A 24,705-nucleotide genomic window follows, 5' to 3' on the forward strand; every position below is an offset into this window, starting at 1 on the left:
TTAAAATCCTATCGATTAATAATATTATTCGTCATAGTCGTATGATTGATCAACTGACCTTTCTCGTCACGGATCTCTATTTCAGAAACATGCATAGTCTTTCCTTTTCGGATAAATCTTGCAACGGCTGTTACGATTCCCTCTTTTTTGCTTCTTAAGTGATTGGAATTAATATTCGTTCCGACACCGAAATATTTCTCACCATCAATAAAAATATTAGACAGGCTTGAGCCCATTGTTTCTGCCAAAACACAGCTTGCACCGCCGTGCATGATTCCGAAAGGCTGATGAATTCTTGGTAAAACAGGCATTGTGGCTGTTAGAGTTTCATTTTCAAGATCAATATCAATGAATTTTATATCAAGAGTTTTTGCAAATGTTTCTTCACCCCAATTGTTGATGAATTCTAATATTTCTTCTTTAGTTTTATCTTTCGTGTAATACATGCTATCAGTAAATGAGTAATTGATAATGAGTGATTTTGTGAACTTTCAGCATCCAGCTTCAATCTTCTAGCCCTTTGCTTCAGAATCATTTCCCATGATATTCGGATTCCAGTTTTCCGGAACTTTTGGAACGATATCGTTTTTGATGTAATAATCTTCGATTTCGCGCATGATTTCTGTGAACGGAACAGAAGCAATTCTTTCGTAAGGAATGGTATATCCCAAATAAATAATCTTCCTTTTAAAATCTCCTGCCGCCAAAACGATCGGAACTTTTGCTGCCAAAGCCATGTGATAAAAGCCTTTTCTCCATTTCGGAACCCAGCTTCTTGTGCCTTCCGGAGTGATAACCAGACTGAAATTATCTTTTTCAAACTGTTTGGCCACGAAATTCACCAGGTCATTTTTCTGGCTTCTGTCGATCCCGATTCCGCCTAACCCTTTTACTAATCCTCCGTACCAGGCTTTTGTATGAGCGTCTTTAATGATGACCTTCAGAGGCTTCTCCAAAGCCCAATAGGCAAAGTTTCCCAGAATATATTCCATGTTGTGGGTGTGTGGCGCTACAACGAGAATACATCTGTTGAGGCTGTTGACGTCGCCTTGTAAGACGATTTTCCAGCCCATCATTTTTAACATCAGTTTGCCGAATAGTTTCTTCATATCTTCACATTAAAACAAAAAAGTATAACCAAAGTGGTTATACTTTACAAATATATTGAAATATTATCGCTCTTAAAACAAACCGCTGATTAAATCTACGATTTTCATTATGATTTCTAGTGCTAATTGTACCATGATTATTAAATATTTTTGAGTGTTTTGGTTATAATTTTTTTTCTACACAAATGTAAAACTTTTTATTAACATGGCGAACAAATATTTTATATTTTTTTGCCCCTTGTGAGAGAAGAAGAGTGTGAATTTCAAACAATTGGCTATCCATTCACACCTTCTGCCACTCTCTGCAGTTAATTATTTAGTTTGTATGGAAATTTCGTTTTTACCTTCGTTTACTTTGATGTCTACGTTGCCTTTCATTTTTTTGATGCTGTTTTTCATAGAATCAATTACCTGATCAGCCTGGTTGCTCGGAACTTTTTTACCATTGATGATAATGCTGTCGCTGTCTTCATCATTTGAGTTGTACTCAATGGTAGAGCCGTTCACCGTGATTTTATTTTTTTCGATCTTAATATTTCCATGTTCATCTTTATCCTGATCATCATCGTTGATTCCGTCTCCGTTCAAATCTCCGTCGAAGTCGATTCCGTCTCTTTTTGCAGGGATTACTACAGATTTTGCAGGAATTACCAGTTCATAATCGATACTGTAATCTCTGAAGCGGTGAGCGTAAGGATATTTAATATAGTTAGGAAGAATCACTTTGTTGTCTACCACTTCTACCGGAACATTTACGTTCAGAGGAAAATTGTATCCTTTAGCTTCTTTTTTAATAATTAAATATGGTGTCTTTACGTCTGCTTTTCTTGTAACTTCCACGTGGATCCAGTCTTTTTCGAAAACAGAAACCTTGTCAGAATAAAGATCATCTTCGTATCCTCTGAAGTTTTGAGGAATATTTACCTGCTTGAAGTCTACATAAATGCTGTCTGACTTTGTATTGATGGTAACTTCTTCCGTATCTTCTTTATGACCTTTCAGGAACATTTCTTTTTTTGCCATGCTGATTCCGAAGTAAGTGGAAATCGCGATCAGTGCAAGAATTAAAGCTCCGATTACCCATCCTGTATTTCTCAGTTTTGTTTTTGGAGAGATTAATTTAATACTCAATAATCCGAATAACATTGCAGGAATTAAACTTCCTAAAGTGATCATGGCCATTAGAACATATCTCATTCCGCCATCGTCAAAATAGAAATCCATTTCGCTGATAGGAGGGAAGTCGCTGTTGCCCATGAATCCGAAGATTACAAATACTCCGATTAAACAAGAGAAAGACATTAATGCGAAGATTCCGCCCAGAATATATCTGATTACATTCCATACTCCGCTTCCTGCGTTGTTGATGTAAGGCTTGCTTTCGATATACATTTCTCCGACCCTCTGAGTAGATTCGTTGGCAAATTGTACCAATTTATTAGACTCATTCTTAAGATTGTCGAAGTTCATAGGCTTTCCCTTCATTTTCAGGAAATCTGCTGCTGTTTCTGCTTTTGGTAAAACGATCCAAAGGATAATGTATAGCAATACTATTAATGAAGAAGAAATTGCTGCTGTAAAGATTCCTAAAACGAAAACTCCTAGCCAGATAGCTCTCATCGCGGTAATATCCATTCCTACGTAGTGAGCCAGACCTGCGCAAACCCCAGCGATTTTTTGTCTTTCAGGATCACGGAATAGTTGTTTTTTATCTGTATATTCTGTTCCTGTATTGCTTTTTCTCGAATTGTTTTTTTCAGAATAATAAGCTTCTTCCTGTTCTTCGATTTTTTCAGGAGTTCCGATCTGTGCGATTACTTTCTCTACGTCTGTATCGTTGATCACTTCACGTTTTCCTAAAGAATCTCTGAAGATCTCCACCATTCTGATTTCTATGTCATGCATTACCTCATCTGCTTCCGAAGCATCCAGAGAGCTTCTAAGAGCATTCAGGTAGTCGCTGAGCTTTATATATGCGTGTTCTTCTATGGTAAAAGAAAAACCTGCGAGTCCTATTGAGAGTGTCTTGTTCATAGCTTTGTTTTTTAATTTTTTTGAGTGATTTGGTTGACTGAATCTGTTAATTCGTTCCAGGTATTTTGAAGTTCATCTAAAAACAATTTACCTTTTTCTGTTATCTGGTAGTATTTTCTCGGAGGTCCTCCGGTAGATTCTTCCCATCTATATGAAAGAAACTCACCATTTTTTAATCTTGTTAAAAGAGGGTAGAGTGTTCCTTCTACTACATCCAGTTTTCCTTTTTTCAGTTCATCTATTAGGTCGGAAACATACATTTCACGATGATTGATGAGACTTAAAATACAGAATTCCAGAATTCCTTTTCGCATTTGCGCTTTGGTATTTTCAGTATTCATCTTTAATAAGTTTTGTTAATTAGTTATATTTAAGATCAGGTAAAGTTCCTAGCTAGCTGAACCTATTCTGATTTTACATTACAAAGATATGTAATTAAAATGGTATTATGCAATACAAAGTAGTGAAATTTTTTAAATAAAACTGTTAAAGTGTTGAAAATCAGATTAATAATTTTTAATTGAAATTGACTTTGAATTTTGTTTACGCTAAAACCAGGTCAAAAATTTTAAATTTTCGTACTTTTGAATCAAAATTTTACCCTGAAAAACACTCAAATTTTATTTAAATTTAAAAAACACCTCAAGATGAGCTATAAATTATTGTTACCGATACTTTTGATGGGAAATCTCTGTTTTGCACAGCATCAGTTCGAGTTAAAAGATGCTTCAAAGAACTATGACGTGAAAATCAATGTGGAAAACTGTGAGAACAATGAATGCAGCGGGAAAGCAACCATAGAATTATTTGATAAAAAGACTTCTAAAAAATTTCAGACCCTCAGTTCTGACGATTTAAACTTTTATTTAAATGAAGATCAAAAGCCAACTGCGAATATTATTCAGTTATATAATGAACAAAGTCCATTGATTTTTGATGATTTCAATTTTGACGGAACGGAAGATGTGGCGATCAGAAACGGAAATGAAAGCGGCTACGGCGGCCCTTCCTATGATGTATATGTATTCAATATCACCAAAAAACAACTTGTTCCGAGCGAAGAGCTGACACAGCTGGCTCATGAGAATTTGGGGATGTTCAATACCGATTCTGAACGTAAAAGGTTGATTACCTATTAAAAATCAGGGTGTTGCTGGCATCTTACCACTGAATATACGGTGCTTCCGCAAAGAGGGTTATTTAAAGTATATGAATTGGAAGAGGATGCAACCGGCGGTGAAAAAGTAGTGGTGACAAAAAAAGAATTCATTGATGATAAATGGATTACCAATATTAAAGAATATCCAATAAACGAATATTATAAAGAAAATTAATAATGAAGATACAGAAGGAGATTGATTTTATTCTGGCAGTTGATGCCTTAAAAAATGTACAGAGAAGAAATTACAATGCAGATGATTCCAGAAGGGAAAATACGGCGGAACATTCGTGGCAGATTATTATTTTAGCCCAAATCCTTTATCCATACGCAAAAAACAGAGCAGATATTGATTTGTTGAGGGTGATCAGAATGCTGTCAATTCATGATCTTGTTGAAATTGAAGCGGGAGATACTTTTTTGTTCGACGAAGCGGCAATGGTCGGAAAGTTTGAAAGGGAAAAAATCTCTGCTCAAAATATTTTCGGAATTTTAGACGAACCTTTACGCTCAGAATTCTTTGATCTTTGGCTGGAATTCGAAGAAGAGAAAACTCCGGATGCAATTTTTGCCTGCTCCATCGACAGAATCATGCCTTTTATCTTAAACTCCCACACTTCCGGAAAAAGCTGGACAGAAGCCGGTGTTACGGAAAAGCAGATCAGAAATATGCTGGAAAATGCAATCAGTCGTGCTTCGGATGAACTGGGAGAGGCTTTTCAGTTGCTGATGGTTAAAAACTTGGAGACGGAAAAGGTGTTGAAATAAATTTTAATAAGAAAGAAGCACTCCCGTTAATTTGAGTGTTTTTCATAAGGTAATGAAGAACAATGTATCGGGAATTTTTTTGATAGATTTTTTCGAAAATCTATGAATTTGACGTCTTATTATTCCGTCAACAATCTAATTTTGCTTTGTTTAAATGCTTACAGCATGACAAAATGAGTGGTAATCTTGTAAATTAAAACGATTAAAAAAATAAAAAGTTTCGGCGGGCAAAGCCCGCCGAAACCGCTTAAAAAAACATTGAAAATACTGAGCTCCGGCGGCCGAAGGCCGCCGGAGCCTTTTATTTATAATACTTGAATTGGTTTCTTGAATTCATCAATCGCCACAAAAGTAAAATCGCCGACAATTGCTCTTTCCCTTTCGTAAGAATACATCTGTTCGGTGTAGATTTCTACATTTACTTTCATACTGGTAGTTCCGACGTGGGCTACTTTCCCGATCAGCTCGACGATCGTTCCTGCGGGAATAGGCTTTTTGAAATCGATTTTATCACTGTTTACGGTCACCACTCTTTTTCTGGCAAAACGTGTGGCGGTAATGAATGCCACTTCATCCATCAGCTGCATGGCCGTACCTCCGAAAAGCGTATCGTAATGATTGGTTGTATTGGGGAAAACTGCTTTAAAGATTCTGGTTTCCGATGCTGTAATTCTTTCTTCTGTAGTCATATTTCATTATTAATTAATGCGAAATGAAATATTATTAAAACTACAGAAAAACAGAGACAAAAATCCCTGAAGCATCCATCAGATCAATAAACTTCAAATCGCGAAAGTTTTTTGTTTAAAGAAAAGGCAGGTCTCCTGACTTGTAACATCTTTATTTCCTTCCCATCTTATGTAATACGAGACAGTGGATTCTTTATAAAGACTTCAGTTACTTACAGTTGCGCGACAGTTCGTGATTTTCACACGATTCCCTTTTAATCTGCAGTTAAGCAAAACCAGTTTCTAAAAAGAACTAAGCAAGAGGCAAGAAGCCAAAAGCTCAATACTTTTCGATGTAAAAATAATGATTATAAACGAATTATTCCGGATTTTTGAAAATGATCTGACTTTCGACCTTTCCCTGCTTAATAGTCCAGATCGTGGTATAACGGTTGGCACCTGAACCGTTGATCATATAAAGGAAAATATGGTCGTTGTCGATGGCCGTCACTCCGATATTGCTAAAATCCATCGTGGGCATAAACATATTTTTGATGGCGTCCCTCACAAAAACAGACCCTCTTCCCGGCTGCTGTACCCGGATGGATTTAATTTCGGTTAAGTCTTCTGGAAGCTCAGTTCCGACTCCCCAGGATTTTACTTTATCAATTTTAATGATATTTCCGTTCGCATCTTTCTCCTGTTTTTTGAGTTTGGCGTACGAAGGATAAACATCGATAATGACTTTTGTTCTTTGATTTCCCGGAATTTTCGGATTGGTATCGTCCGTGAAGATCAATGATTTCCCGTTTTTAGATTTTGAAGGCGTAAAATGCGGCAGCTGATCCACAAAAACAACACGGTTTTTATTCACCATTCCTTCTTTGGTGATGCTGTCGTATCTTACGAAAGGTTTTTCGGTGTCGTCTTTTTCAGGATATTTGATCCAGATCCATTCGGTTTCTCCCGGAGCCGGCTTTACATAAACAAAAACATCACCTGTTTTCATGCGGATCTTATCAATGATTTTTCGGTAATCTTCTTTGTGAACACGCACCATGGCATATCCTTCCTCAGCTTTTACAACGCCGAAAGGAACTTTATTCTGACCTTTCATCAAAGCCAAAGAAAAAAGACAGAAAACAGATAAATAAAACGCTTTGCTTACGGAAATCATCATGAAATTTTTTTGACAGTTCAAATATATAAATTAAATACTTTTAATAATACTGTTTCAATTCTTTTAAATCTTTAATTTTTAAACATTTCGAAACTTTTGACCATAATTCAAATTTAAATAAAAAGAGTGCCACAACGACACTCTTTTTTATCTTAACATCGACAACTAATCTGTTTATTATCCAAACTTAACAGGTTTTTGAAACCTGTTAGCTTTACATTTTCCAGAATGACAAAATGGGCTATTTCAGAGATTATTTTATATGCCTAACCATATAAATTTAAATTCTCTCCAATTCATCCGCATCAATCGTCGTCTTGAACGTTCCGTAATTCACAATCACCTTATTTCTGGAGATCTTTTCGATCGTTCCCACACTCGTGCTTCCGGTGATGCGAACCCGTTGTCCGACTTTCATCCACAGAGCGCGGTCTGTTTTACGCTTTTCTTCCAGTTTTTCGTTGGTTTCGGCGATTTTTTCAATGACATCTTCCTTCTTCAGTTGTTGGGTGATTTTTCTTTTCACCACCTGAAGCCGTTTACTTTCATCTTTGTCAGCTCCTATTTTCCTGAATTTTTCCTGTTCCAAAAGCTTCACAAAATCCTTCACCACATCTTTCCTCGATTTTCCTTTGGTATAGCTGTCGATGAACGTTTCAATTTTGTTTCCAAACTGCAGTTTACGATGTTCTTCTTCGTAAAGTTTTTGAAAATTATACAACTTTTGCTGAAGCTGCTCGTTCAGTTTTTGCAGGTTATCGCGCTTATCTTCAACAGATTCTTTTCTTTCCGCGAGATCAGTTTTCAGTTTTTCAACCTCAAATTTTTCCTGCTGAAGCTTTACAATCGTTTTATCAAGATTTACAATATCATGTTCTACTTTTTTCTTAGCAGAATGAATGATAAACCTCGGAATTTTATTCTTCTCCGCAACTTCAAACGTGAATGAGCTTCCCGCTTGCCCGACTTCAAGTTTATACATCGGCTCCAGCGTCTCTTCATTAAACAGCATTGCGGCATTTTCTGCATTGGGAAGCTGTTCTACGACCAATTTGATATTCGTGTAGTGCGTTGTAATGATGGCAAAACTTTTCTTATCATAGAAAAACTCAAGGAAACTTTCTGCCAGAGCACCACCCAATTCCGGATCGGAACCTGTACCGAATTCATCGATGAGCAATAAAGTATTTGCATCGGCTTCACGAATGATCCCCGACATTTTTTTTAATCTTGATGAATACGTCGAAAGATGATTTTCAATGGATTGATTATCACCAATATCAGTCATGATTTTGTCAAAGAAAAACATCTCTGATTTCGGATGAGCAGGAACCAAAATTCCGCTTTGAATCATCAGCTGAAGCAATCCGACGGTTTTCAAAGTGATTGATTTTCCACCCGCATTCGGTCCGGAAATACAGATAATTCTGTTATGTTCCGTTAAAGTCAGGGTTTGAGGGTAGATGGTTTTATTTTCCGCTTTATTTCTTAAAAACAATAAAGGGTGAAACGCATCTTTTAATCTTAAGGTTTTATGACGGTTAATTTTCGGTAAAATACCATTGATTAATTCCGCAAATTTAGCTTTGGCTCTCGTTAAATCCAGGTCAAAAATATACACCTGATATCTCCAGAGCTGAGGTTGAAATTCTGCTAATTCTGCCGTTAATTTTCTCAGGATCTTGTCAATTTCCTTTTTCTCTTCTTCTTCATTTTCCCGAAGTTTGAAATAATGTTTAACCACACTGTCCGGTTGAATGTAAGTAATAGAACCGGTTTTTGAAATTCCTAAAACTCTTCCCGCCACTCTTTTCTTGAAACCCGATTTTACAGCTAAAACCCTTTGATCTTCAATAATAGTTTCGCGGATATCATCCAAAAAATCACTTTGACCGTAAGTGGTCAATGCACGGTTGAAGTTTTCCTGAATCGCTTTTTTAGCGTGCTGGATTTCAGTTCTTAACGTTTTTAAAATAGGTGAAGCTTCACTTTTTACTTCACCAAAACGGTTAAAAACTTTATCTACCTTATCAATAATTTCCTTTTTGAATTCCAATACGGAAGCTTCTTCCATCAAAGTAGGGAAGGTTTCCGGCATGGTCGGGAAAAACTTCTGAAGTTTTCCGATTTGCTCCGTGATGGTTTTGATTTTGATGAAAGCGCTGTTTTCCAGTCGGTAATTTTCGATCAGCATGAGTTTCAACTCACTTTCAATATCCTCATATTCATCAAACGGAATCGCATTTGAACTTTCAAAACTCGAAAGATATTCGGAAGTTTTTTTCAAAGAAAGTTCGGCCTCGTCAATTTCCATCGGACGAAGTTGAAGAATTTTTTCTCTTGTTTTCGGAGAATACGCAAAAGGAGAAATTTCCGCGAGCAATTGCGGAAACTCTAATTCGTTTAAATCTTCTTTATTTATATACACAGTGCAAATTTAGTGAAAAATGTGCATTTTATTTTGGAAATGAGTTAATTTGAAAAATGTTGGTATTCGCAAAGGCGCAATTTTTTTTAAAATTATAAACCGTATTTTAAGACGCAAGAAAATCAAAGATTTTCAATTTTATCGAAGATAAAAACCTTGTGTCTTATCTGAAAAAGAAAATTTAAAAAAATTGCGCCTTTGCGAATACCAACACATTAAGTTTATTAAATTTGAGATATGAAGCTAGAAACCGAAAGACTCCAGTTAAAAGAAATCAACGAAAGCCATGTTGACGATATCCTGAAAATCCGGAGCAATGAAGTGATCAATCAGTTTGTGCAGAGAAAATCTCCGAAAAACAATTATGATGCGTTGCAATTTATTTTAACCATTAAAGAAAGAACCCAAAATAATCAATCTTTTTATTGGGGAATTTCGCTTAAAGATCAATCCAATTTAATCAATCCAATTTAATCGGAACAATTTGTCTGTATAATTTTTCTGAAGACCGAAAAGTCGCGGAAGTCGGTTATGAATTATTACCCGATTACCACAGGCAAGGAATCATGTCGGAAGCATTGAATACTGTTGTAAATTTTGCTTTTAATGAATTACATTTGCATGAAATTCTGGCGATGACCCATCAATCGAATGAAAACTCAAAAAGTCTTCTTTTAAAGCATGATTTTGTGCTGGAAGAGGGGAGAGAGGATGAAGGTTTTCCTGAGAATTTGGTTTTTAGTTTAAAGAAATAGACGCTTCATTTGTCATTCGAGACAGACTGAAGGTCTGCGAACGAAGTTCAAGAAATCTATGTTTTATTTTTAATCATTAAATTTGAAGCTTAATTTTAATAATTTTAAAGAGATTCTTCACTACGCTTCTGAACTACGTTCGCAGACCTTCAGTCTGTGTTCTGAATGACAGTCTGGCGCAAAAATTGAATTTTCAAATTGAAAAATATGACCTGGACAGAAATACTAGCCCCCATAAAAAGCACCCCATACTTTACCAATCTTTGGGAAAAAGTAAAACAAGAATATGCAACTACAAAAGTTTTTCCGCCGAAAAATCAGATTTTCAGGGCGTTGGAAATTACACCTTTTGACGATATTGAAGTAGTAATTATCGGGCAAGATCCTTATCATAATGATTTTCAGGCCAATGGATTGTGTTTTTCCGTTTCTGAGCAAGTTGCTGCACCACCGTCATTGAAAAATATTTTCATTGAATTAAAAGATGATCTGGGAGTTGTAAGAACTTCAAAAGAGCTTGATGATTGGGGAAAGCAGGGTGTTTTATTGTTGAATGCCACGTTAACGGTTCGTGCCCATTCTCCGAATTCCCACAAAGATTTAGGTTGGGAAAAATTTACAGATTTTATTATTAAAGAAATTTCAGATAAAAAAGAGAATGTAGTTTTTGTGTTGTGGGGCGCTTTTGCACAAAAAAAAGCCGAACTTATAGATCCGGCTAAACATTTTATTTTAAAGTCTGCGCATCCGTCTCCGTTTTCGGTCCACAGAGGATTTTTCGGGAGCAAACCTTTTTCAAAAATTAATGAATACTTGGTTTCAAAAGGGAAGAAGCCTATTTCGTGGTAGAATTTTCTCCCGCTTTTTTAATGACGATTCCTATTTTGTATTTGCCTTGCAAAGCTTTCGCGCCTTCCGCATCTCCGGGATACGGATCGACCTGAGCTAAGGAAATGGTATATCCGTTGAAATCTGCAGATTTGCTGTAGTTTCGTCCTTTGTTATCCATAGTTGCGATGTTTAAGGTCATTGGTCGCGTCGCTACACCCATCACTTCAACCTGAGCTACGGCAACTCCCGCCCAAATGCAATTAACCCCTTTCGGACAGCGGCTGTCTTCGGAAATCCCTTTGAAAGTCACATTCATTTGGTATTCTTTCAGGAATTTATTTTCTCCTTCGTTGAAGTAGATGACTTTTTCTCCTTTCATGGGTTGAGTTTTTGGAGTTTCGGTGGCAGTCCAGGTTTTTTCGGCAGTTTTCGGCTCTTTCTGGGCATTGCAATTTATTAATACTAATAATCCTAAACTCAGTATGATGGTTTTATGAAACATAATTTTTTTTATTTAAATAACATTAAGCATATCCAGAACTACTACCAAAAACATTGCCACTCCTACCACAAAGCTGAATCCGGTTCCGTAAATAAACCCGATAAATGCTCCTTTTGTAGATTTTAAGGCTTTGTTCATGTCTTTGCTGTCATGAAGCAATTCACCTACAAAAACTCCGGCGAACATTCCGATTAAAAAACCTAATGGAATCGGAAGAAACATCCCGATAATCATTCCGACTACAGAACCGATGCTTCCCCAACGGGTTCCTCCGTATTTCTGGTTGGTTTTGGCAGGAATTACATAACTGAGAACAACTGAAACCAGCGTCAGAATCCCGAAAGCCCAAATGTAAACCATAGGCAAATCTGCATTTGTCCCGAATTTGTAAATTAATAAACCACAGATGCTCAATAATAATCCCGGCAAAATGGGTAAAAATGTTCCCAAAATCCCCAGGAATAAGAGAATCAGACAGAGAATATTAATTAATGCTGTATCCATATTCATGTTTAAAAAATCTGTATGCAAGATATAAAAAAAGTGGCTTTAAAAAAGCCACCTCCATGTTTAAGATAAAGTTATTATAGGTTTAAGATTACATATTGTAGAATCACGCCTGCGTTTCCGATGTTTCCTGAAGCATGATTATGGAAAGTGGTGTAATAAATATAGCCACTTGTTGAAGATCCGGAACAAGGCCCTACCGTTGCTCCTAGCGCAACCAGATAAGGAACTAATACCTGTGGAACTGAAATACTGATCTGGATATTTCCCGGAAGAGTAATACAAACCGTTACAAATGTTGTGGTTGTTCCGATCGGAGTCGTTGTCGTACCCGTCGCTGTAAAATGATTGGATCTGATCATTAGAGGGTCATTTGATGAAGTTTCTTTAACCAAAACTTCCCAATAATTCGGATCGTAGTTAATGATTTTTTGCCATTGGCTTAAATCATAGTCGATATTAAGTGTACTGAAGCCTAAAGCTGAAGTAAGTCCTGCATTATTTACCGTAGCGGCTACCATACCAGAGGTTCCGATATTTTTAGAACATAGTTTTGAATCAGGAACGAATCCTCCTGGAAGCGAACAATTGTTGGTATTGGTTGTTCCACCCACTAAATACGCCACATCCCAGTCTGAAGCATAGATACTTCCTCCATTAGCTACGAAAGTTGCTAAATTCGCGTCAATTACCGTATAAAGTGCCGGATTGGAAGTGTAGCTGGATCTTGAACCGCAGTTAAGAAAAATAATGTCATACTGTGCAATCGTTGTAAGGTTGGCAAGATCGCTATTGTTGATTTCCGTCGCAGTATATCCTAAAGTCTGGATAATATCTTCGATTTTATCATAAGTTCCTTTTACGTAAGCAATTTTTGCAACCTGGTTCAGTTTGGTTTGGCTGACATCGAGATTTAGAGTTTCATTGTCTTTTACAGTGGCGGAAATTTCTGTACGGAAATTGCTTCCGTTACCTGTTTGGATATGGATGGTGTGGTTTCCAACCGGTGCTTCCAAAGTGAAATTACCTTCTGCGTCTGATGTGGTATAGTAGATTTTATACTTGTCATCAAAAGTAAAAACTGAAGCTCCACCAATAGGTTTGGTTCCGTTTTGTGACATCACTTTTCCGGTGAGTTTTCCGGTTTTTGCAACCGCCGGAGTCGTATTCTCTGTAGCTATCGGAGAATCGTCTCCTCCTGCGCAACTGGTTAAAAGTGTGAATACACACAACAAAATAAAAAAGTAGTTTTGTTTCATATTCAATTGATTTAGATTTGTTTAGTTTTTATCAAATTTAAAAAATAAATAAATATAAAATCATAAAATGGTGAATTTTTTTAATATAATTTAGGGATATTCTTGGTTTGTGATAAATTTTTCATTTGTTGATCAGGGTTTGTTGATGGTTATATTTTAAAAATTTGTAATAAAATTTCCATAAATAATAAAATGCAGCTTATTTTGGGATGAAAATTGATACAGAATTTTTAATTAAAAGCATACTTAAATTTTATAAATTTGCTGTAATGAATGATCAGTTACAAGATACCAAAAGTTTTTTGCAAGAGCTTAGCGAACAGCTTTACATTTATATAAGCCAGATTGCTCCATCTGGTCTTGATTGGGTCTTTCATATTATAGTAAAATTGGCTTTACTTTGTGCTATTTTTTTGATTTTTGATTTTATTTTTAAATTCATCATTAATAATTTTTTTAAATTTTTTCATAATCAGGAAAAATATCCTGTAATAAAATCAATTTATCAATCTAAGGTCTCGAATTCACTTGCTCACTTAATAGCTCTTTTAATAATAGGAGGGATTCATGAATCTATATTTTCTGGTGCATTGAGAAACACATCTAAATTTATTGTAAGATCAGTAAATTTAGGTCTTGTAATGATTTTTGCCGGAATGTTGTATCGAGGATTAACAGCTTTTAGAAACTACTTTACAATAAAACAGGATTTCTACAAAATAATGGCTCTCAATGCTATTTCAGAGACTATGAAAATCTTAGGAATTTTCATTTTCTCAATTGTCGGGATCTGCGTGATTTTCGGGATTAAAGGGACAACCATTGTCGGAAGTTTAGGGGCAATTACGGCGGTTTTGGTGTTGGTTTTCCGGGATACGATTTTAGGATTTGTGACGGGGATTCACGTGGCGACTTCGAAAAACATGAAAGTGGGTGACTGGGTAAGTATTCCCAAATACAGCATCGAAGGGAATATCTCGGATATAAGCCTGTTAACCACAAAAATTACCAATTTCGATAAGACGGTTTCCACCATTCCAACATATGATTTGCTGACAACGGAGATTAAAAATCTTCAGGTAATGTCCGAATCCAACACAAGGAGGATTAAAAAATCGATTTATTTTAATATTAATTCTTTTAAATTTTTAACAGAAGAAGATATTGAAAGATTAAAGGATATTAACCTGATTTCAGAATATCTTGAAGGAAAAAGCATTGAATTAAGAAAAGAAAAAGAAACTCTGAAGCATAGTGATAAAATAATCAACGGAATGCAGCTGACAAATATCGGTGTTTTCAGGTATTATGCCCAAAGATATATTGAAAATGATCCTGAGGTAGATCAGGATGGCGCGATGATGGTACGCCAGCTGGATATAACGCCGCAAGGTTTGCCGCTGGAAATTTACTGTTTTGCAAATGATTCGAAATGGGAACATTTTGAGCAGATTCAGGCAGATATTTTTGACCATTTATTGGTAGCTTCAAAAGAATTTGATCTGCAGGTGATGCAGGTGAGTGTGAAAGTGTAATGAATTAGATATTTAAAACGATTTAGTTTTTAAAATAAAAAAGATTCTGGTGAAATTATTGCCAGAATCTTTTTATTTAAAGGGTTTCTTTTATAGTTATTTTTTATCCCACCAAATACGCCCTTGGATATCACTTTCACTGCTGCCAAAATCCGGGTCTTGCTTCATCTGGTTTAGAGCAGACAGCTGATTATTATAATTCAAATTATTGGCTGAAGGGGTAGGAAGTACAATTCTTCTAGGCATTGTCAGAGGAATTCCTCCATTTCGTGTAGGAGCTTCTAGTTTCAAGGCTGTTGAAGTATTTGGCATACCGGTTCTTTTGATAAGAGCCCAGACTTCATTAGGTTGTTTAAAATAATTTAAATATTCCTGAATGATAATCTGTTCCAATGCATTTGACGGATTAAACTGAACATTGGGTGCACTCAGATAAGCCGTTACCTCACCAGCTGTTGTTGGGGCATATTGATCTACAATGGCTTCTTTAGCGATGAAGTTATACGTGTCGATAGATGCCTTGATACCTTCTTCGTAAAGCGTTTGTACGGAACTTCCGGTTGCAATAATTCCTCTTGCCTGTAATTCTGCCTTTAATAAAGAATAATCTGCATACGTTAAAATAGGGAATACGGCATTTCCTGTACCAGATAGGAACTCGGGCTGCCAAATACGGTACTGAAGCTTTGAGATCGTATCATATATGGTTCCGTTCAACGATCTTCTTGCTGAGGTGTAATATCGGCTTGTACTTTGATCCGGACTGATAGGGCCTCCTACATATCTTTTCAGAGAATCATCTATTACTACAGAGTTCATTAAACCTGCATCTGATAATCTTTTGATTGCGGTTTTAGTATACGAGTTTTTTTGAAAAAATATAGGCATTCTAGGGTCTTTATTGACTCTCATATAATCTACCATCGGTTTTGTGGCAAAGAAACCGTTAGGATTAAAGTTGCCATGCTCGGTAAATCTTCTTGAGCGCAGGGAGAAATCTTCACTTTGACTACTGATTTGATCTCTGGATAATACCTGAGCCGCAATTGTGGCAATTTTTGTTGGATTTCTTTTCATTAATCTTGATGCGATTTTTAGCCTTAATGAATTAGAAACTTTTTTCCATTTCAAGATATCTCCATTAAAGAACAGATCTCCGCTGCCCGGGTTTACCTGTATAGACTGGTTGGCTCCTTCTATAGCGGTGTAAACACTATTTAATTGACTATCAAGAATATCATACAGCTGCTCCTGTGTTTCGAATTTTGGAGTTGCAGTACCACCATACCTCGCCTGAAATGCTTCTGTATAGGCCATACTTCCGTTGACATCGGTAACATACCAGGCGTAGTACACCTTTAAAATAGTAGCTATACTTTTAATATTCACATATTTTGCCTGCTCGTCTGCCGGCATTTGATCAATCTTGTGAATAATATCCGTAAGGAGAGAACCATGATCACCATAGAAAACGTCTTTTCTTGCATTCATATTAGAGCCGTCATCCATAAATTCGGGAACATTGCATGAACCAGGCACTAAAGTCTGGGTCCATGGCATAATTCTACGATAATAATCATAATAATATTCAAAACTGGCATCATATCCTTTTTTGATGGCCAGTGGAAGCAGCGCTTCCGGAGTAGTGTTTACAATATCCAGCGGGTTTGTATTAGTTTCAGCAAAATCACGTGTACACGAATTGAGCAAATAAAGTGAAACAGCTAGTAAAAATATTTTTTTCATTTTTTTATTTTTTATTAAGTAAATGATTAGAAAGAAAAATCTAAATTAAATCCTATATATCTTGACATAGGCGAACCTCCGTACTCTGCAAAGCTTCCCGAATTATTGTTGTACATTCCTTCAGGATTAATACCGTCTGGAAGTTTATTATAGATGTAAAAAAGATTTCTTCCTATTAGAGAAGCGTTTAGTGTATTTATACCAAGAGGCTTTATTAATTCCGGCTTAAATGAATAGGTTAATCTTAACTCACGAAGCGCAACCCAAGTATTCTCGAAAATTGCATTTTCCCGGATTCCATTTCCCCACGATCCTAAATTTCTATAATATAAATCGGTACGCAAAGGATCCATCCAACCTCTCTGATAAACCTCTGCATAGGTCATACCGCCTACATCCCGGGTAATGCCCTGTTTATCTTTGATCTGTGTATTTTGGGCAAAAACCCCTTCAGGAATTAGTCCAAACTGAGTCTTTCCGTTGGCATCCGTATACATAATTCCGCCTCTATCTTCATCTCTATACTGTAGAGTTGAAGGCAGGTTTCCGAATTGCACCCCATAATTGTAAGTAGCTGATAAAATATCTCCACCTACTCTGGCATCAATTAAAACGCTTAGTGCTACATTTTTATATTTAAAGGTATTTCTAAAACTGGTCAGGAAGTCAGGTGTAAGCTTTCCTACCGTCACATAGCCTTGGTTTTGATAAGAATTGGAGCGCAGATAGGTACCATTCGGCTTCAGAACTCTCATACCGTTTCTTGGATCATCGATTTTATTTCCGTTGGCGTCAAGAGCCTGATAGGTTGCGAAAGCATAATTAGTTTGTATTAATCCGTACTCCTGTCCCGGAATGGCAATACTTTTTACATCCCTACCCATTGCCCATTGTAGTACATATTCTTCAACTCCAGGAGCGAGTTCAATAATTTTATCCTGATTTTTCGCGAAGGTAAGGGAGGTATCCCATTTAAAATCATTTGATTTTAGAGGAACTGCATTTACAATGATCTCTATCCCTTTATTTTGTAGATTCCCTGCATTGATTTGTTGTGAATCTACACCCGATTCCTGAGGCATAGGAAGTGTTAATAACTGATTGGTAGTATTCGTTTTATAAACCGAAACATCGAAATCTAACCTGTTATTAAGAAATGCCATGTTTAAACCAAATTCAATCGATCGGCTTAATTCGTTTTTTAAATTGGCATTGGCAAGGGCTCTGCTGTTAAATCCGATCAGAGGAATACGTGTACCGTCCGGAGAATTGTAAGCTGACGGATCGCCTTTGTAATAAAAACCGGCACTCGTGTTATATGGGAATGTATCTCGTCCTACCCACGCGAGACTTCCTCTCAGGCTACCAAAGTTGATCCATTTTGGAAGCTTGAAAGAATTAGAGAAAGTCCAGTTTGCTACAAAAGATGGGTAAAAATAGCTTACATCACCATGACCATCAGGATAAATCAACGTTGAAGACCAGTCATTACGCCCGGTAATATCTATAAATAGCTGATCCTTCCATGCAAAATTAGCAAAAGCATATAAAGACTGGATCTTCTTAGGAGACACGTTTCCATCGGTGTAAACTATCTCAGTGCCTGGAACATCTACCGAATTTTGAATTTCAAAAACGCCCGGAATTCTAAGACCGTTGTTGGTAAATAATCTTGTAGATTTATATTTTGAGCTGAAACTTTCTCCTCCGATGGAGGCATTCATTGTTAAATTATCAGTCAATTTAAAATTGGCATTGGCTAAAAACTTAACGGTATTTTGTTCTTTTCTGCCTTCCAGAATACTATATCCACCTCCTTTAAAGCCCGGATCAGAACCTAAAATTTTAGATTCATTTGTGAAATTGTAGTTGTTGAAGTTACCGCCAACAACAAGGTTCAGCCAGTCTGTAAGCTGAGATTTTACTTCTAAACGGCCAATATAATTGTTTTCTTTTTGGCTTCTGGTGTTCTGGAATATATCAAAATATTGTCCTGCCATACCATAGGGGTCGGCATTACCCTGTTTTATCCCGCCATTCACAGGATCTAAATAATTTTGACTCCAATAATTAGCATCAAAACTTCTGGGAGTTCCATATACAAAACTGAATAATGGGCTGCTGTTTCCTCCCTGCGGAACAGGGTTTTCACCATAAGATCTGGTATAATTAAAGCTTGCGTCTAATTGCAGATATTTATTAAACTCATGCGTGGCGCGCAGGAAATAAGCATTTTTGATAAATTTGTTGCGAGGCAGAATACCTTCCGCTTCCTGATTGGTATAATTAAATAAAAATGTTGATTTATCATTCCCTCCCGAAAGCTCAACGGAGTTTTTTCGGTCAATTCCTACCTGATACATTTGAAGGTAGTTTTTAGGTTGAGGATTGTATAAAACTGTTCTTCCATCAATATCTCTTACCGGCTGGCCATCAAACTTTGGCCCATAACTGTAGAAGAAAGTATTTGGATCTATATATCGCTCTCCATTACTGTCTACAGGGAAAGTCGAGCCGACTCCGGCCCCAAATTCGTTTTGTAGTTTAGGACCTGCATATACACTCTGGGTGGTAAGTGAAGAATTTACTTTGACACCAATTCCGTTTCTGCTGCGTCCTTTTTTTGTGGTAATCACAATGACACCATTGGAAGCACGGGAACCATAAAGCGCAGAAGCAGCGGCACCTCTAAGGACAGAAACAGATTCAAAAGCATCGGAGTTTAGATTTTTCATTTCGTTACCAAAATCATACCCAGATCCCCATTCGTCTGCACCCGTCACGGAATTGTCAATAACTACTCCGTCTACTACTACCAATGGCTGGTTATTTTTTCCGAGTGATGTATTTCCACGGATTTGAACTTTTGCACTCGATTGAGGTCCTCCCGATCCGGCTATAATTTGAACGCCAGGGACTTTACCCTGAAGAGCCTCCATAGGATTCACTACTCCGGCCTGGGAAATGTCTTTGCTTTCAACTTTAGAAATAGCATAGCCCAGCTTTCTTTGGTCTCTTTTTATCCCAAGAGCTGTTACTACAACTTCTTTTATTTCTGTAGTTTTAGTAGAATCGGTCTTTGTCTTTTGTGCGTGTATTTGGGCGGTGGTTCCCAGCAAGAAGCAGAAAGCTCCTATACTAGAGTTTTTAGCATTTAATTTCATCTTGTGTTATAAATATTTGATAATGTAATATTAATAAAAAATTCATATTTACAATAGCTTTTTTTAAATTACTGTCAATAAAAATGATTTTATTTTATATTTAATTAATTTTTTTGATTAAATTTTTAAATTAATAGTATTTTATTAGTATATTTTAACTATTTGTATTGTAAATGTTAACTTATCTAAAAAAGTACATTTAATAGAATAAAAATAAGCAATCATAACTGCCTGTTTTATTAAGATTTATGAATTTTTTTATTGTTTTAAAATTGTAACCTATCTTTCGGACTGATCCCTAATTTTCAGGTTTAATGGTGAAAATAACCATGCAGAAAAAATGAATTCATATTTTTTTTCTATTATTTTATACGATAAATAGTGGTTTTTAATCACTAAATTTGTACAGTTTTTAAATATTGTTGGGATTTACTATTTTGTAAATCTAAACTCTAATATCGAGATTAAAAAATGACAAAACTAAGTGTAAACATTAATAAAATTGCCACACTAAGAAACGCGAGAGGAGGTGAAACACCAAGTGTAACGGAAGCTGCAATAAAAATTCAGGAGTTTGGCGGACAGGGAATTACGATTCACCCAAGACCTGACGAAAGACATATCACAAGAAAAGATGTTTATGACCTGAAGCCTTTGGTTACAACGGAATTTAATATTGAAGGAAATCCACATCGTCCATTCATCGATATGGTTTTGGAGGTGAAGCCGGAACAGGTAACTTTGGTTCCCGATGCCGATGATGCTATTACTTCAAATGCAGGCTGGGACACGAAAAAACACTTAGATTTCCTCACTGAAATTATTGCGGAATTTAAAAATGCAGGAATCCGTACTTCAATTTTCCTTGATCCGACACCGGAATTGGTAGAATATGCTGCCAAAACCGGAACAGACAGAATTGAATTGTACACAGAAGCTTACGCAAAAAATTATACATTAAATAAAGAATTAGCATTAAAACCTTACTATGACACTGCAGTTGTTGCGGCAGATTTCGGATTAGGTCTCAATGCAGGTCACGATTTAAGCTTAGAAAATTTAAAATATTTTGCAGACAATATTCCTAATTTACTGGAGGTTTCCATCGGTCATGCTTTAATTTCTGAGGCATTGTACATGGGATTGGAAAATACGGTTCAGGCATATTTGAAGAGATTGGCAAAATGGTAAACTGAGAGCTGGAAGCCAGAAATCAGAAGAGGGAAGCTCAATGGGTATTTGTTAAATTTCAGCTTCCATCATCTAGCCTCCATCTTAAAAACAAAACTTATGGAAATTCTACATTCAAAAATATTTGGCGAAAATCTTTCGTCTACACCACTTTTGGTATTTCATGGTTTATTTGGAATGCTCGATAACTGGGGAAGCTTCGGAAAAGACCTCGGAGAGCTGCTTCCGGTTCATTTAATAGATTTAAGGAATCACGGGAGAAGTTTTCATTCCGAAGATATGTCTCATGATGATCTGGCGAATGATATTGCCAACTATATGAATCATTACGGGATTGAAAAAGCCCATGTTTTAGGCCATTCTCTGGGCGGAAAAGCTGTCATGCAGTTTGCTATGAATTATCCCGAAAAAGTTGAAAAGCTGATCGTAGTTGATATTTCTCCAAAAGCTTATCCTCCGCATCATCAGGGGATTATCAAGGCTTTAGAAACGGTTGATTTCAATACGGTAAATTCCAGAAACGAGGTTGAAGCCGTTTTAAGCCAATATATTCCTGAAAAATCGACCATACAGTTTTTAACCAAAAACCTGTATTGGGATGAAAATAAAAAGCTGAATTGGAGGTTTAACCTTAAAACATTATCCGAAAAGTATAATGAATTTGTTTCCAATGCTATAAAATTTGGAGTTTTTCAAGGGGAAACTTTATTCATTGCGGGAGAAAAATCCAATTATATTCTTCCACAGGATGAGTTTGCAATAAAGCAGCAATTTCCGAAAGCTAAAATTGTAACGGTAAAAAATGCAGGACATTGGGTGCAGGCAGAAAATCCTGTCGATTTTGCTGAGGTTGTTAAGGAATTTTTAGATTTAAATTAAAATTATTTCGTTAAAAACCAATATTTGTTAAAATTTTCATAAAATAATATTTTATTCTTCTCTGGGTGAATTTTTTTTAATACTTTAGATTTTCTAAATCATTAAAAATTAATGCTATGGAAGAAAAAAAATCAAAGAAGCCTTTCTTCGCTTCATTTTTAGAAAAACAGGTTGAAGATCCTGAAAAAATCAAAGGAGGTTCGGGAACTATTACTTCTGCATTGCAGGATAATACCACCGGAGCTTTGAAAGACAGTATTACTTCTGCACTTCAAGACAATGTTACGAAGCCGGGAAGTGATAATGTGACGATGAAATATCCGTCCGATGGCGACGAAGATGGCGATGCTGTCTAAACAAAAAAACTAACAACCAACCACTCAAATTACAAAACAGTATGAAAAAAAACGGGGGTAAGAAGCCTTTTTTTGCTTCGTTCCTGGAAAAACAAATCCAGAATCCTGAAGAGATTCAAGGAGGCAGCGTTCCTACGGCTCCTCTTACCGACTTCGTAACATTACCCACAAAGGATACGGTAACCACTTCGCCTACTTTAGATAATGCCACTTTACCTTTTAAAGATAATGTAGTGACGCTGAAGTATCCGTCTGACAACGACGAAATTGGAGATTTATCAGATCCGGGAGAATCTTAATTAAAAACTATTCAAATCAAATAATTATGAAAAACAAAAATTCAAAAAAGAAACCATTTTTCGCATCATTTTTAGAAAAACAACTTCAAGATCCTGAAAAAATCAAAGGAGGAGGAGATATCACTCTTGCAACGCAGGATATCGTTACAAAACCAGCTTTCGATGGGGTAACGAAGCCGGATCAGGACATGGCTCAGACACAAAAATATCCTTCAGACGGGGATGATGATGTGCAGTATGTTGATCTTTAAGTCAATGATATAGTTCAAAATACACACTAATAAAAACTATAGAAGGGAAACTTAAACTTTAAGTTTCCTTTTTTAATAAAAAGTCGGCAAATGATTCTTTGTATCACACATTCTCAGGATTATTATAATATTGATCTTTTTTTTGAATACATAAAAACGAAAAATATTCCTTATTTCAGGTTGAATTCCGATCGTATGAATCATCTTCAAAAAATAAGTATTAATGAAAATTTTTTTGAATTAACAGATGAATCGGGGAATAAAATTAATTCTGACAAAATCAAAGGAGTGTGGCACAGAAAAGCCTGGAAAATAAGTGTTCCGGAGGAATTGGATGAAGATTATGAAAAAATATTTTTAAAAGAATATGCCAGTCTCCGCTACAATCTTTTCACCATTCTGGAAGATGCAGCATGGATCAATCCTTTTGAAAATGAAAAGAAAATCGATGGTAATAAAATGCTTCAGCTTAAGATTGCTGAAAAGCATCATCTAACAATTCCCAAAACCATTTTTTCCAATGATGCAGAGAAGATCACAGCGTTTTTTCACGAAAGCTGCAACGGAAAAATGGTGGCAAAACTTCACGGAGTATTGTCAAAATCAATGGGTGGAGAAGATCTTGTTTCCACCAATATTATTGACGGGGATTCTTTGGAGTTTATCTCGGATATAGCCTATTGTCCGATGATTTTCCAGCCTTATATCGAAAAGGAATATGAACTAAGGATCGTCTATGTAGATGGTGAATTTTTTACAGGAAAAATCAATAATAGCGAAAATGCGGACTGGAGAGTTGCCCAGGGAAATTTTTTCTGGTCAGCCTATGATTTACCGAAAAATATTAAGGCCAGCCTGACTTCCATGATGAAGGAAATGGGACTTTACCTCGGAGCCATTGATATGATCAAATCCAGAGACGGAAACTATTATTTTCTTGAAGTAAATCCGCAGGGAGAATGGGGAATGCTGCAGAAAGAATTACATTTTCCAATTGCAGAAAGAATTGCCGATAATCTTATAAAAAGAATGAATACCAATGAATAAAATTTTAATAATTACACATACAGGAGATAATTTTTCAATCGAAAAAGTAACGGAATATATTGATAAAAACGGCTGCGAAGTAATTCGTTTTGATGTTGATTTATATCCTTTAAAAAATAAATTATCCACCACTTTTCAGGATGGAAAATGGATCACTATTCTAGAAACTCCTGAAAAAAAATATCGTCTGGATGATATTGCAGCAGTTTGGTACAGAAGGGCTTACAATATCGGTGATGGTCTGAGAGATCAGCTGGATACCAAATTTTACGGTGCCGCAATGGGCGAGATCCGCAATACTCTTTTCGGTTTTTTAGAGTCGGTTGATGTGTATTCATTAGGAAAACCGAGTGTTTACAGAAGACTCGACAGCAAGGAGGAACAGCTGAAAATTGCAGATAAGATAGGACTTAAAATTCCTGAAACATGTGTTACCAACAATCCTGAAGAAGCCAAGCAATTTATCCTGAAGCATCAGAATGTAGTGGCTAAAATGCAGACCGGATTCGCAATTTACGAAGACGGAGTGGAAAGCGTGGTGTTTACGAATGTGGTAAATGAAGATAAATTAGAGGAACTGGACACGCTTCTGTATTGCCCGATGCAGTTTCAGAAGAAAATTGAAAAGAAAAAAGAACTTCGCGTAACGGTCGTTGGCCGTGATGTTTACGCATTCGAAATTGATTCCCAGCAATCGGAAGCCGCAAAAATAGACTGGAGAAAAGACGGCGTAAACCTGATCGATAAATGGATTCAGACAGAGCTTCCCGCAGAGATAGAAGCCAAACTTCTTGAGCTTTTGGATGTCTATCATGTTGATTACGGGGCTATTGATATCATCGTTTCTCCTGAAGATGAATATTATTTTATCGAAATAAACGCAGCCGGAGAGTTTTTCTGGTTGGATAATCTCACAGACGGAAACCTTATTTCAAAAAGTATTGCAGATGTTTTGTGCGATAAAGCGCCGAGAAGAAATAACATGGTTTTAGCTTAATTTCTTCTAAGTAATGAAATTATGTATATCAATAGGAACG

Annotated in this window: 26 protein-coding genes and 1 riboswitch; of the genes, 14 read left to right on the forward strand and 12 right to left on the reverse strand. The window is 36.3% G+C overall.

The window, feature by feature from the left end; genetic code table 11:
- Window positions 1-8: 8 nt before the first annotated feature.
- From BMX24_RS02550 to BMX24_RS02565, 4 genes are all read right to left on the reverse strand, one after another.
- Window positions 9-446, reverse strand: coding sequence for a PaaI family thioesterase (locus tag BMX24_RS02550; protein ID WP_089790511.1), 438 nt, complete (start codon window positions 444-446; stop codon window positions 9-11).
- Between the two features lie 66 nt (window positions 447-512).
- Window positions 513-1,109, reverse strand: coding sequence for a 1-acyl-sn-glycerol-3-phosphate acyltransferase (locus BMX24_RS02555; RefSeq protein WP_089790512.1), 597 nt, complete (start codon window positions 1,107-1,109; stop codon window positions 513-515).
- A gap of 312 nt (window positions 1,110-1,421) precedes the next feature.
- Window positions 1,422-3,143 (reverse strand): PspC domain-containing protein, encoded by a 1,722-nt coding sequence (locus tag BMX24_RS02560; protein ID WP_089790513.1) that lies wholly within the window; start codon window positions 3,141-3,143, stop codon window positions 1,422-1,424.
- 11 nt (window positions 3,144-3,154) lie between these two features.
- Window positions 3,155-3,484 (reverse strand): PadR family transcriptional regulator, encoded by a 330-nt coding sequence (locus tag BMX24_RS02565; RefSeq protein ID WP_029295092.1) that lies wholly within the window; start codon window positions 3,482-3,484, stop codon window positions 3,155-3,157.
- 306 nt (window positions 3,485-3,790) lie between these two features.
- Between BMX24_RS02565 and BMX24_RS02570 the strand changes: the two genes are divergently transcribed.
- Genes BMX24_RS02570 through BMX24_RS02575 form a run of 3 tightly spaced genes read left to right on the forward strand, consistent with a single transcriptional unit; the run spans window position 3,791 to window position 5,070 of the window.
- A complete protein-coding gene (locus BMX24_RS02570) occupies window positions 3,791-4,282 on the forward strand; it encodes an XAC2610-related protein (RefSeq protein ID WP_228404642.1) in 492 nt (163 codons plus the stop codon).
- A 39-nt stretch (window positions 4,283-4,321) separates the two neighbouring features.
- Window positions 4,322-4,477 (forward strand): hypothetical protein, encoded by a 156-nt coding sequence (locus tag BMX24_RS21305; RefSeq protein ID WP_228404644.1) that lies wholly within the window; start codon window positions 4,322-4,324, stop codon window positions 4,475-4,477.
- Between the two features lie 2 nt (window positions 4,478-4,479).
- Window positions 4,480-5,070, forward strand: coding sequence for an HD domain-containing protein (locus tag BMX24_RS02575; RefSeq protein WP_089790514.1), 591 nt, complete (start codon window positions 4,480-4,482; stop codon window positions 5,068-5,070).
- A 305-nt stretch (window positions 5,071-5,375) separates the two neighbouring features.
- On the opposite strand, the gene BMX24_RS02580 is transcribed toward BMX24_RS02575, so the two are convergent.
- The 3 genes from BMX24_RS02580 to BMX24_RS02590 form a co-directional block, all read right to left on the reverse strand.
- The gene (locus BMX24_RS02580) at window positions 5,376-5,759 is read right to left on the reverse strand and encodes an acyl-CoA thioesterase (RefSeq protein ID WP_089790515.1); all 384 of its coding nucleotides are present in this window, start codon (window positions 5,757-5,759) and stop codon (window positions 5,376-5,378) included.
- A gap of 108 nt (window positions 5,760-5,867) precedes the next feature.
- Window positions 5,868-6,054, reverse strand: a riboswitch (cobalamin riboswitch).
- A gap of 63 nt (window positions 6,055-6,117) precedes the next feature.
- Entirely contained in the window at window positions 6,118-6,918 is an 801-nt protein-coding gene (locus BMX24_RS02585) for a hypothetical protein (protein WP_089790516.1), read from the reverse strand.
- Between the two features lie 280 nt (window positions 6,919-7,198).
- The gene (locus tag BMX24_RS02590) at window positions 7,199-9,346 is read right to left on the reverse strand and encodes an endonuclease MutS2 (protein WP_089790517.1); all 2,148 of its coding nucleotides are present in this window, start codon (window positions 9,344-9,346) and stop codon (window positions 7,199-7,201) included.
- Between the two features lie 237 nt (window positions 9,347-9,583).
- Between BMX24_RS02590 and BMX24_RS21310 the strand changes: the two genes are divergently transcribed.
- The 3 genes from BMX24_RS21310 to BMX24_RS02600 all read left to right on the forward strand — a co-directional run bounded on the left by BMX24_RS21310 (window position 9,584) and on the right by BMX24_RS02600 (window position 10,950).
- Entirely contained in the window at window positions 9,584-9,820 is a 237-nt protein-coding gene (locus BMX24_RS21310) for a GNAT family N-acetyltransferase (RefSeq protein ID WP_228404646.1), read from the forward strand.
- 14 nt (window positions 9,821-9,834) lie between these two features.
- Window positions 9,835-10,101 carry a GNAT family N-acetyltransferase gene (locus tag BMX24_RS21315; protein WP_262485638.1) on the forward strand — a complete coding sequence of 89 codons (267 nt, stop codon included), beginning with the start codon at window positions 9,835-9,837 and terminating at the stop codon, window positions 10,099-10,101.
- 207 nt (window positions 10,102-10,308) lie between these two features.
- Window positions 10,309-10,950 carry a uracil-DNA glycosylase gene (locus BMX24_RS02600; RefSeq protein WP_089790518.1) on the forward strand — a complete coding sequence of 214 codons (642 nt, stop codon included), beginning with the start codon at window positions 10,309-10,311 and terminating at the stop codon, window positions 10,948-10,950.
- Here the strand turns inward: BMX24_RS02600 and BMX24_RS02605 are convergent.
- From BMX24_RS02605 to BMX24_RS02615, 3 genes are all read right to left on the reverse strand, one after another.
- The gene (locus BMX24_RS02605) at window positions 10,937-11,434 is read right to left on the reverse strand and encodes a hypothetical protein (protein WP_089790519.1); all 498 of its coding nucleotides are present in this window, start codon (window positions 11,432-11,434) and stop codon (window positions 10,937-10,939) included. The genes BMX24_RS02600 and BMX24_RS02605 overlap by 14 nt on opposite strands.
- Before the next feature lie 12 nt (window positions 11,435-11,446).
- Complete coding sequence (locus BMX24_RS02610; protein WP_089792700.1) at window positions 11,447-11,938, reverse strand: DUF456 domain-containing protein; 492 nt, start codon at window positions 11,936-11,938, stop codon at window positions 11,447-11,449.
- An 80-nt stretch (window positions 11,939-12,018) separates the two neighbouring features.
- Window positions 12,019-13,200: a carboxypeptidase-like regulatory domain-containing protein gene (locus tag BMX24_RS02615; protein ID WP_089790520.1), complete on the reverse strand. Its 1,182-nt coding sequence runs from the start codon at window positions 13,198-13,200 to the stop codon at window positions 12,019-12,021.
- Window positions 13,201-13,469: 269 nt separating this feature from the next.
- Between BMX24_RS02615 and BMX24_RS02620 the strand changes: the two genes are divergently transcribed.
- On the forward strand, window positions 13,470-14,735 hold the full coding sequence (locus BMX24_RS02620) for a mechanosensitive ion channel family protein (RefSeq protein WP_089792702.1): 1,266 nt from the start codon (window positions 13,470-13,472) through the stop codon (window positions 14,733-14,735).
- Between the two features lie 96 nt (window positions 14,736-14,831).
- Here BMX24_RS02620 and BMX24_RS02625 read toward each other — a convergent pair whose 3' ends face one another.
- Window positions 14,832-16,481: a SusD/RagB family nutrient-binding outer membrane lipoprotein gene (locus tag BMX24_RS02625; protein ID WP_089790521.1), complete on the reverse strand. Its 1,650-nt coding sequence runs from the start codon at window positions 16,479-16,481 to the stop codon at window positions 14,832-14,834.
- Window positions 16,482-16,507: 26 nt separating this feature from the next.
- Window positions 16,508-19,645 carry a SusC/RagA family TonB-linked outer membrane protein gene (locus BMX24_RS02630; RefSeq protein ID WP_089790522.1) on the reverse strand — a complete coding sequence of 1,046 codons (3,138 nt, stop codon included), beginning with the start codon at window positions 19,643-19,645 and terminating at the stop codon, window positions 16,508-16,510.
- A 471-nt stretch (window positions 19,646-20,116) separates the two neighbouring features.
- Here BMX24_RS02630 and BMX24_RS02635 point away from each other — a divergent pair, with 471 nt between their 5' ends.
- From BMX24_RS02635 to BMX24_RS02665, 7 genes are all read left to right on the forward strand, one after another.
- Window positions 20,117-20,836 carry a pyridoxine 5'-phosphate synthase gene (locus BMX24_RS02635; protein WP_089790523.1) on the forward strand — a complete coding sequence of 240 codons (720 nt, stop codon included), beginning with the start codon at window positions 20,117-20,119 and terminating at the stop codon, window positions 20,834-20,836.
- A 99-nt stretch (window positions 20,837-20,935) separates the two neighbouring features.
- A complete protein-coding gene (locus BMX24_RS02640; protein WP_089790524.1) occupies window positions 20,936-21,715 on the forward strand; it encodes an alpha/beta fold hydrolase in 780 nt (259 codons plus the stop codon).
- 116 nt (window positions 21,716-21,831) lie between these two features.
- Window positions 21,832-22,071: a microviridin/marinostatin family tricyclic proteinase inhibitor gene (locus BMX24_RS02645; RefSeq protein WP_089790525.1), complete on the forward strand. Its 240-nt coding sequence runs from the start codon at window positions 21,832-21,834 to the stop codon at window positions 22,069-22,071.
- A 41-nt stretch (window positions 22,072-22,112) separates the two neighbouring features.
- Entirely contained in the window at window positions 22,113-22,370 is a 258-nt protein-coding gene (locus BMX24_RS02650) for a microviridin/marinostatin family tricyclic proteinase inhibitor (RefSeq protein ID WP_089790526.1), read from the forward strand.
- A 26-nt stretch (window positions 22,371-22,396) separates the two neighbouring features.
- The gene (locus tag BMX24_RS02655) at window positions 22,397-22,621 is read left to right on the forward strand and encodes a microviridin/marinostatin family tricyclic proteinase inhibitor (RefSeq protein ID WP_089790527.1); all 225 of its coding nucleotides are present in this window, start codon (window positions 22,397-22,399) and stop codon (window positions 22,619-22,621) included.
- Window positions 22,622-22,711: 90 nt separating this feature from the next.
- Entirely contained in the window at window positions 22,712-23,668 is a 957-nt protein-coding gene (locus BMX24_RS02660; protein ID WP_089790528.1) for an MvdC/MvdD family ATP grasp protein, read from the forward strand.
- The gene (locus BMX24_RS02665; RefSeq protein ID WP_089790529.1) at window positions 23,661-24,665 is read left to right on the forward strand and encodes an MvdD family ATP-grasp ribosomal peptide maturase; all 1,005 of its coding nucleotides are present in this window, start codon (window positions 23,661-23,663) and stop codon (window positions 24,663-24,665) included. The genes BMX24_RS02660 and BMX24_RS02665 overlap by 8 nt, the downstream gene beginning before the upstream one ends.
- Window positions 24,666-24,705 lie beyond the last annotated feature (40 nt).

It is taken from the genome of Chryseobacterium wanjuense (genome assembly GCF_900111495.1).
Taxonomy (GTDB): domain Bacteria; phylum Bacteroidota; class Bacteroidia; order Flavobacteriales; family Weeksellaceae; genus Chryseobacterium; species Chryseobacterium wanjuense.

Bases quoted from the DNA above. Each gene is read 5' to 3' on its own strand.
- BMX24_RS02600 (WP_089790518.1), top strand. From the start codon at position 10,309: ATGACCTGGACAGAAATACTAGCCCCCATAAAAAGCACCCCATACTTT.
- BMX24_RS02580 (WP_089790515.1), bottom strand. From the start codon at position 5,759: ATGACTACAGAAGAAAGAATTACAGCATCGGAAACCAGAATCTTTAAA.
- BMX24_RS02665 (WP_089790529.1), top strand. From the start codon at position 23,661: ATGAATAAAATTTTAATAATTACACATACAGGAGATAATTTTTCAATC.
- BMX24_RS02610 (WP_089792700.1), bottom strand. From the start codon at position 11,938: ATGGATACAGCATTAATTAATATTCTCTGTCTGATTCTCTTATTCCTG.
- BMX24_RS02625 (WP_089790521.1), bottom strand. From the start codon at position 16,481: ATGAAAAAAATATTTTTACTAGCTGTTTCACTTTATTTGCTCAATTCG.
- BMX24_RS02635 (WP_089790523.1), top strand. From the start codon at position 20,117: ATGACAAAACTAAGTGTAAACATTAATAAAATTGCCACACTAAGAAAC.
- BMX24_RS02570 (WP_228404642.1), top strand. From the start codon at position 3,791: ATGAGCTATAAATTATTGTTACCGATACTTTTGATGGGAAATCTCTGT.
- BMX24_RS02630 (WP_089790522.1), bottom strand. From the start codon at position 19,645: ATGAAATTAAATGCTAAAAACTCTAGTATAGGAGCTTTCTGCTTCTTG.
- BMX24_RS21310 (WP_228404646.1), top strand. From the start codon at position 9,584: ATGAAGCTAGAAACCGAAAGACTCCAGTTAAAAGAAATCAACGAAAGC.
- BMX24_RS02555 (WP_089790512.1), bottom strand. From the start codon at position 1,109: ATGAAGAAACTATTCGGCAAACTGATGTTAAAAATGATGGGCTGGAAA.
- BMX24_RS02645 (WP_089790525.1), top strand. From the start codon at position 21,832: ATGGAAGAAAAAAAATCAAAGAAGCCTTTCTTCGCTTCATTTTTAGAA.
- BMX24_RS02605 (WP_089790519.1), bottom strand. From the start codon at position 11,434: ATGTTTCATAAAACCATCATACTGAGTTTAGGATTATTAGTATTAATA.
- BMX24_RS02620 (WP_089792702.1), top strand. From the start codon at position 13,470: ATGAATGATCAGTTACAAGATACCAAAAGTTTTTTGCAAGAGCTTAGC.
- BMX24_RS02660 (WP_089790528.1), top strand. From the start codon at position 22,712: ATGATTCTTTGTATCACACATTCTCAGGATTATTATAATATTGATCTT.
- BMX24_RS02655 (WP_089790527.1), top strand. From the start codon at position 22,397: ATGAAAAACAAAAATTCAAAAAAGAAACCATTTTTCGCATCATTTTTA.
- BMX24_RS02640 (WP_089790524.1), top strand. From the start codon at position 20,936: ATGGAAATTCTACATTCAAAAATATTTGGCGAAAATCTTTCGTCTACA.
- BMX24_RS02615 (WP_089790520.1), bottom strand. From the start codon at position 13,200: ATGAAACAAAACTACTTTTTTATTTTGTTGTGTGTATTCACACTTTTA.
- BMX24_RS02585 (WP_089790516.1), bottom strand. From the start codon at position 6,918: ATGATGATTTCCGTAAGCAAAGCGTTTTATTTATCTGTTTTCTGTCTT.
- BMX24_RS02575 (WP_089790514.1), top strand. From the start codon at position 4,480: ATGAAGATACAGAAGGAGATTGATTTTATTCTGGCAGTTGATGCCTTA.
- BMX24_RS02565 (WP_029295092.1), bottom strand. From the start codon at position 3,484: ATGAATACTGAAAATACCAAAGCGCAAATGCGAAAAGGAATTCTGGAA.
- BMX24_RS02650 (WP_089790526.1), top strand. From the start codon at position 22,113: ATGAAAAAAAACGGGGGTAAGAAGCCTTTTTTTGCTTCGTTCCTGGAA.
- BMX24_RS02550 (WP_089790511.1), bottom strand. From the start codon at position 446: ATGTATTACACGAAAGATAAAACTAAAGAAGAAATATTAGAATTCATC.
- BMX24_RS02560 (WP_089790513.1), bottom strand. From the start codon at position 3,143: ATGAACAAGACACTCTCAATAGGACTCGCAGGTTTTTCTTTTACCATA.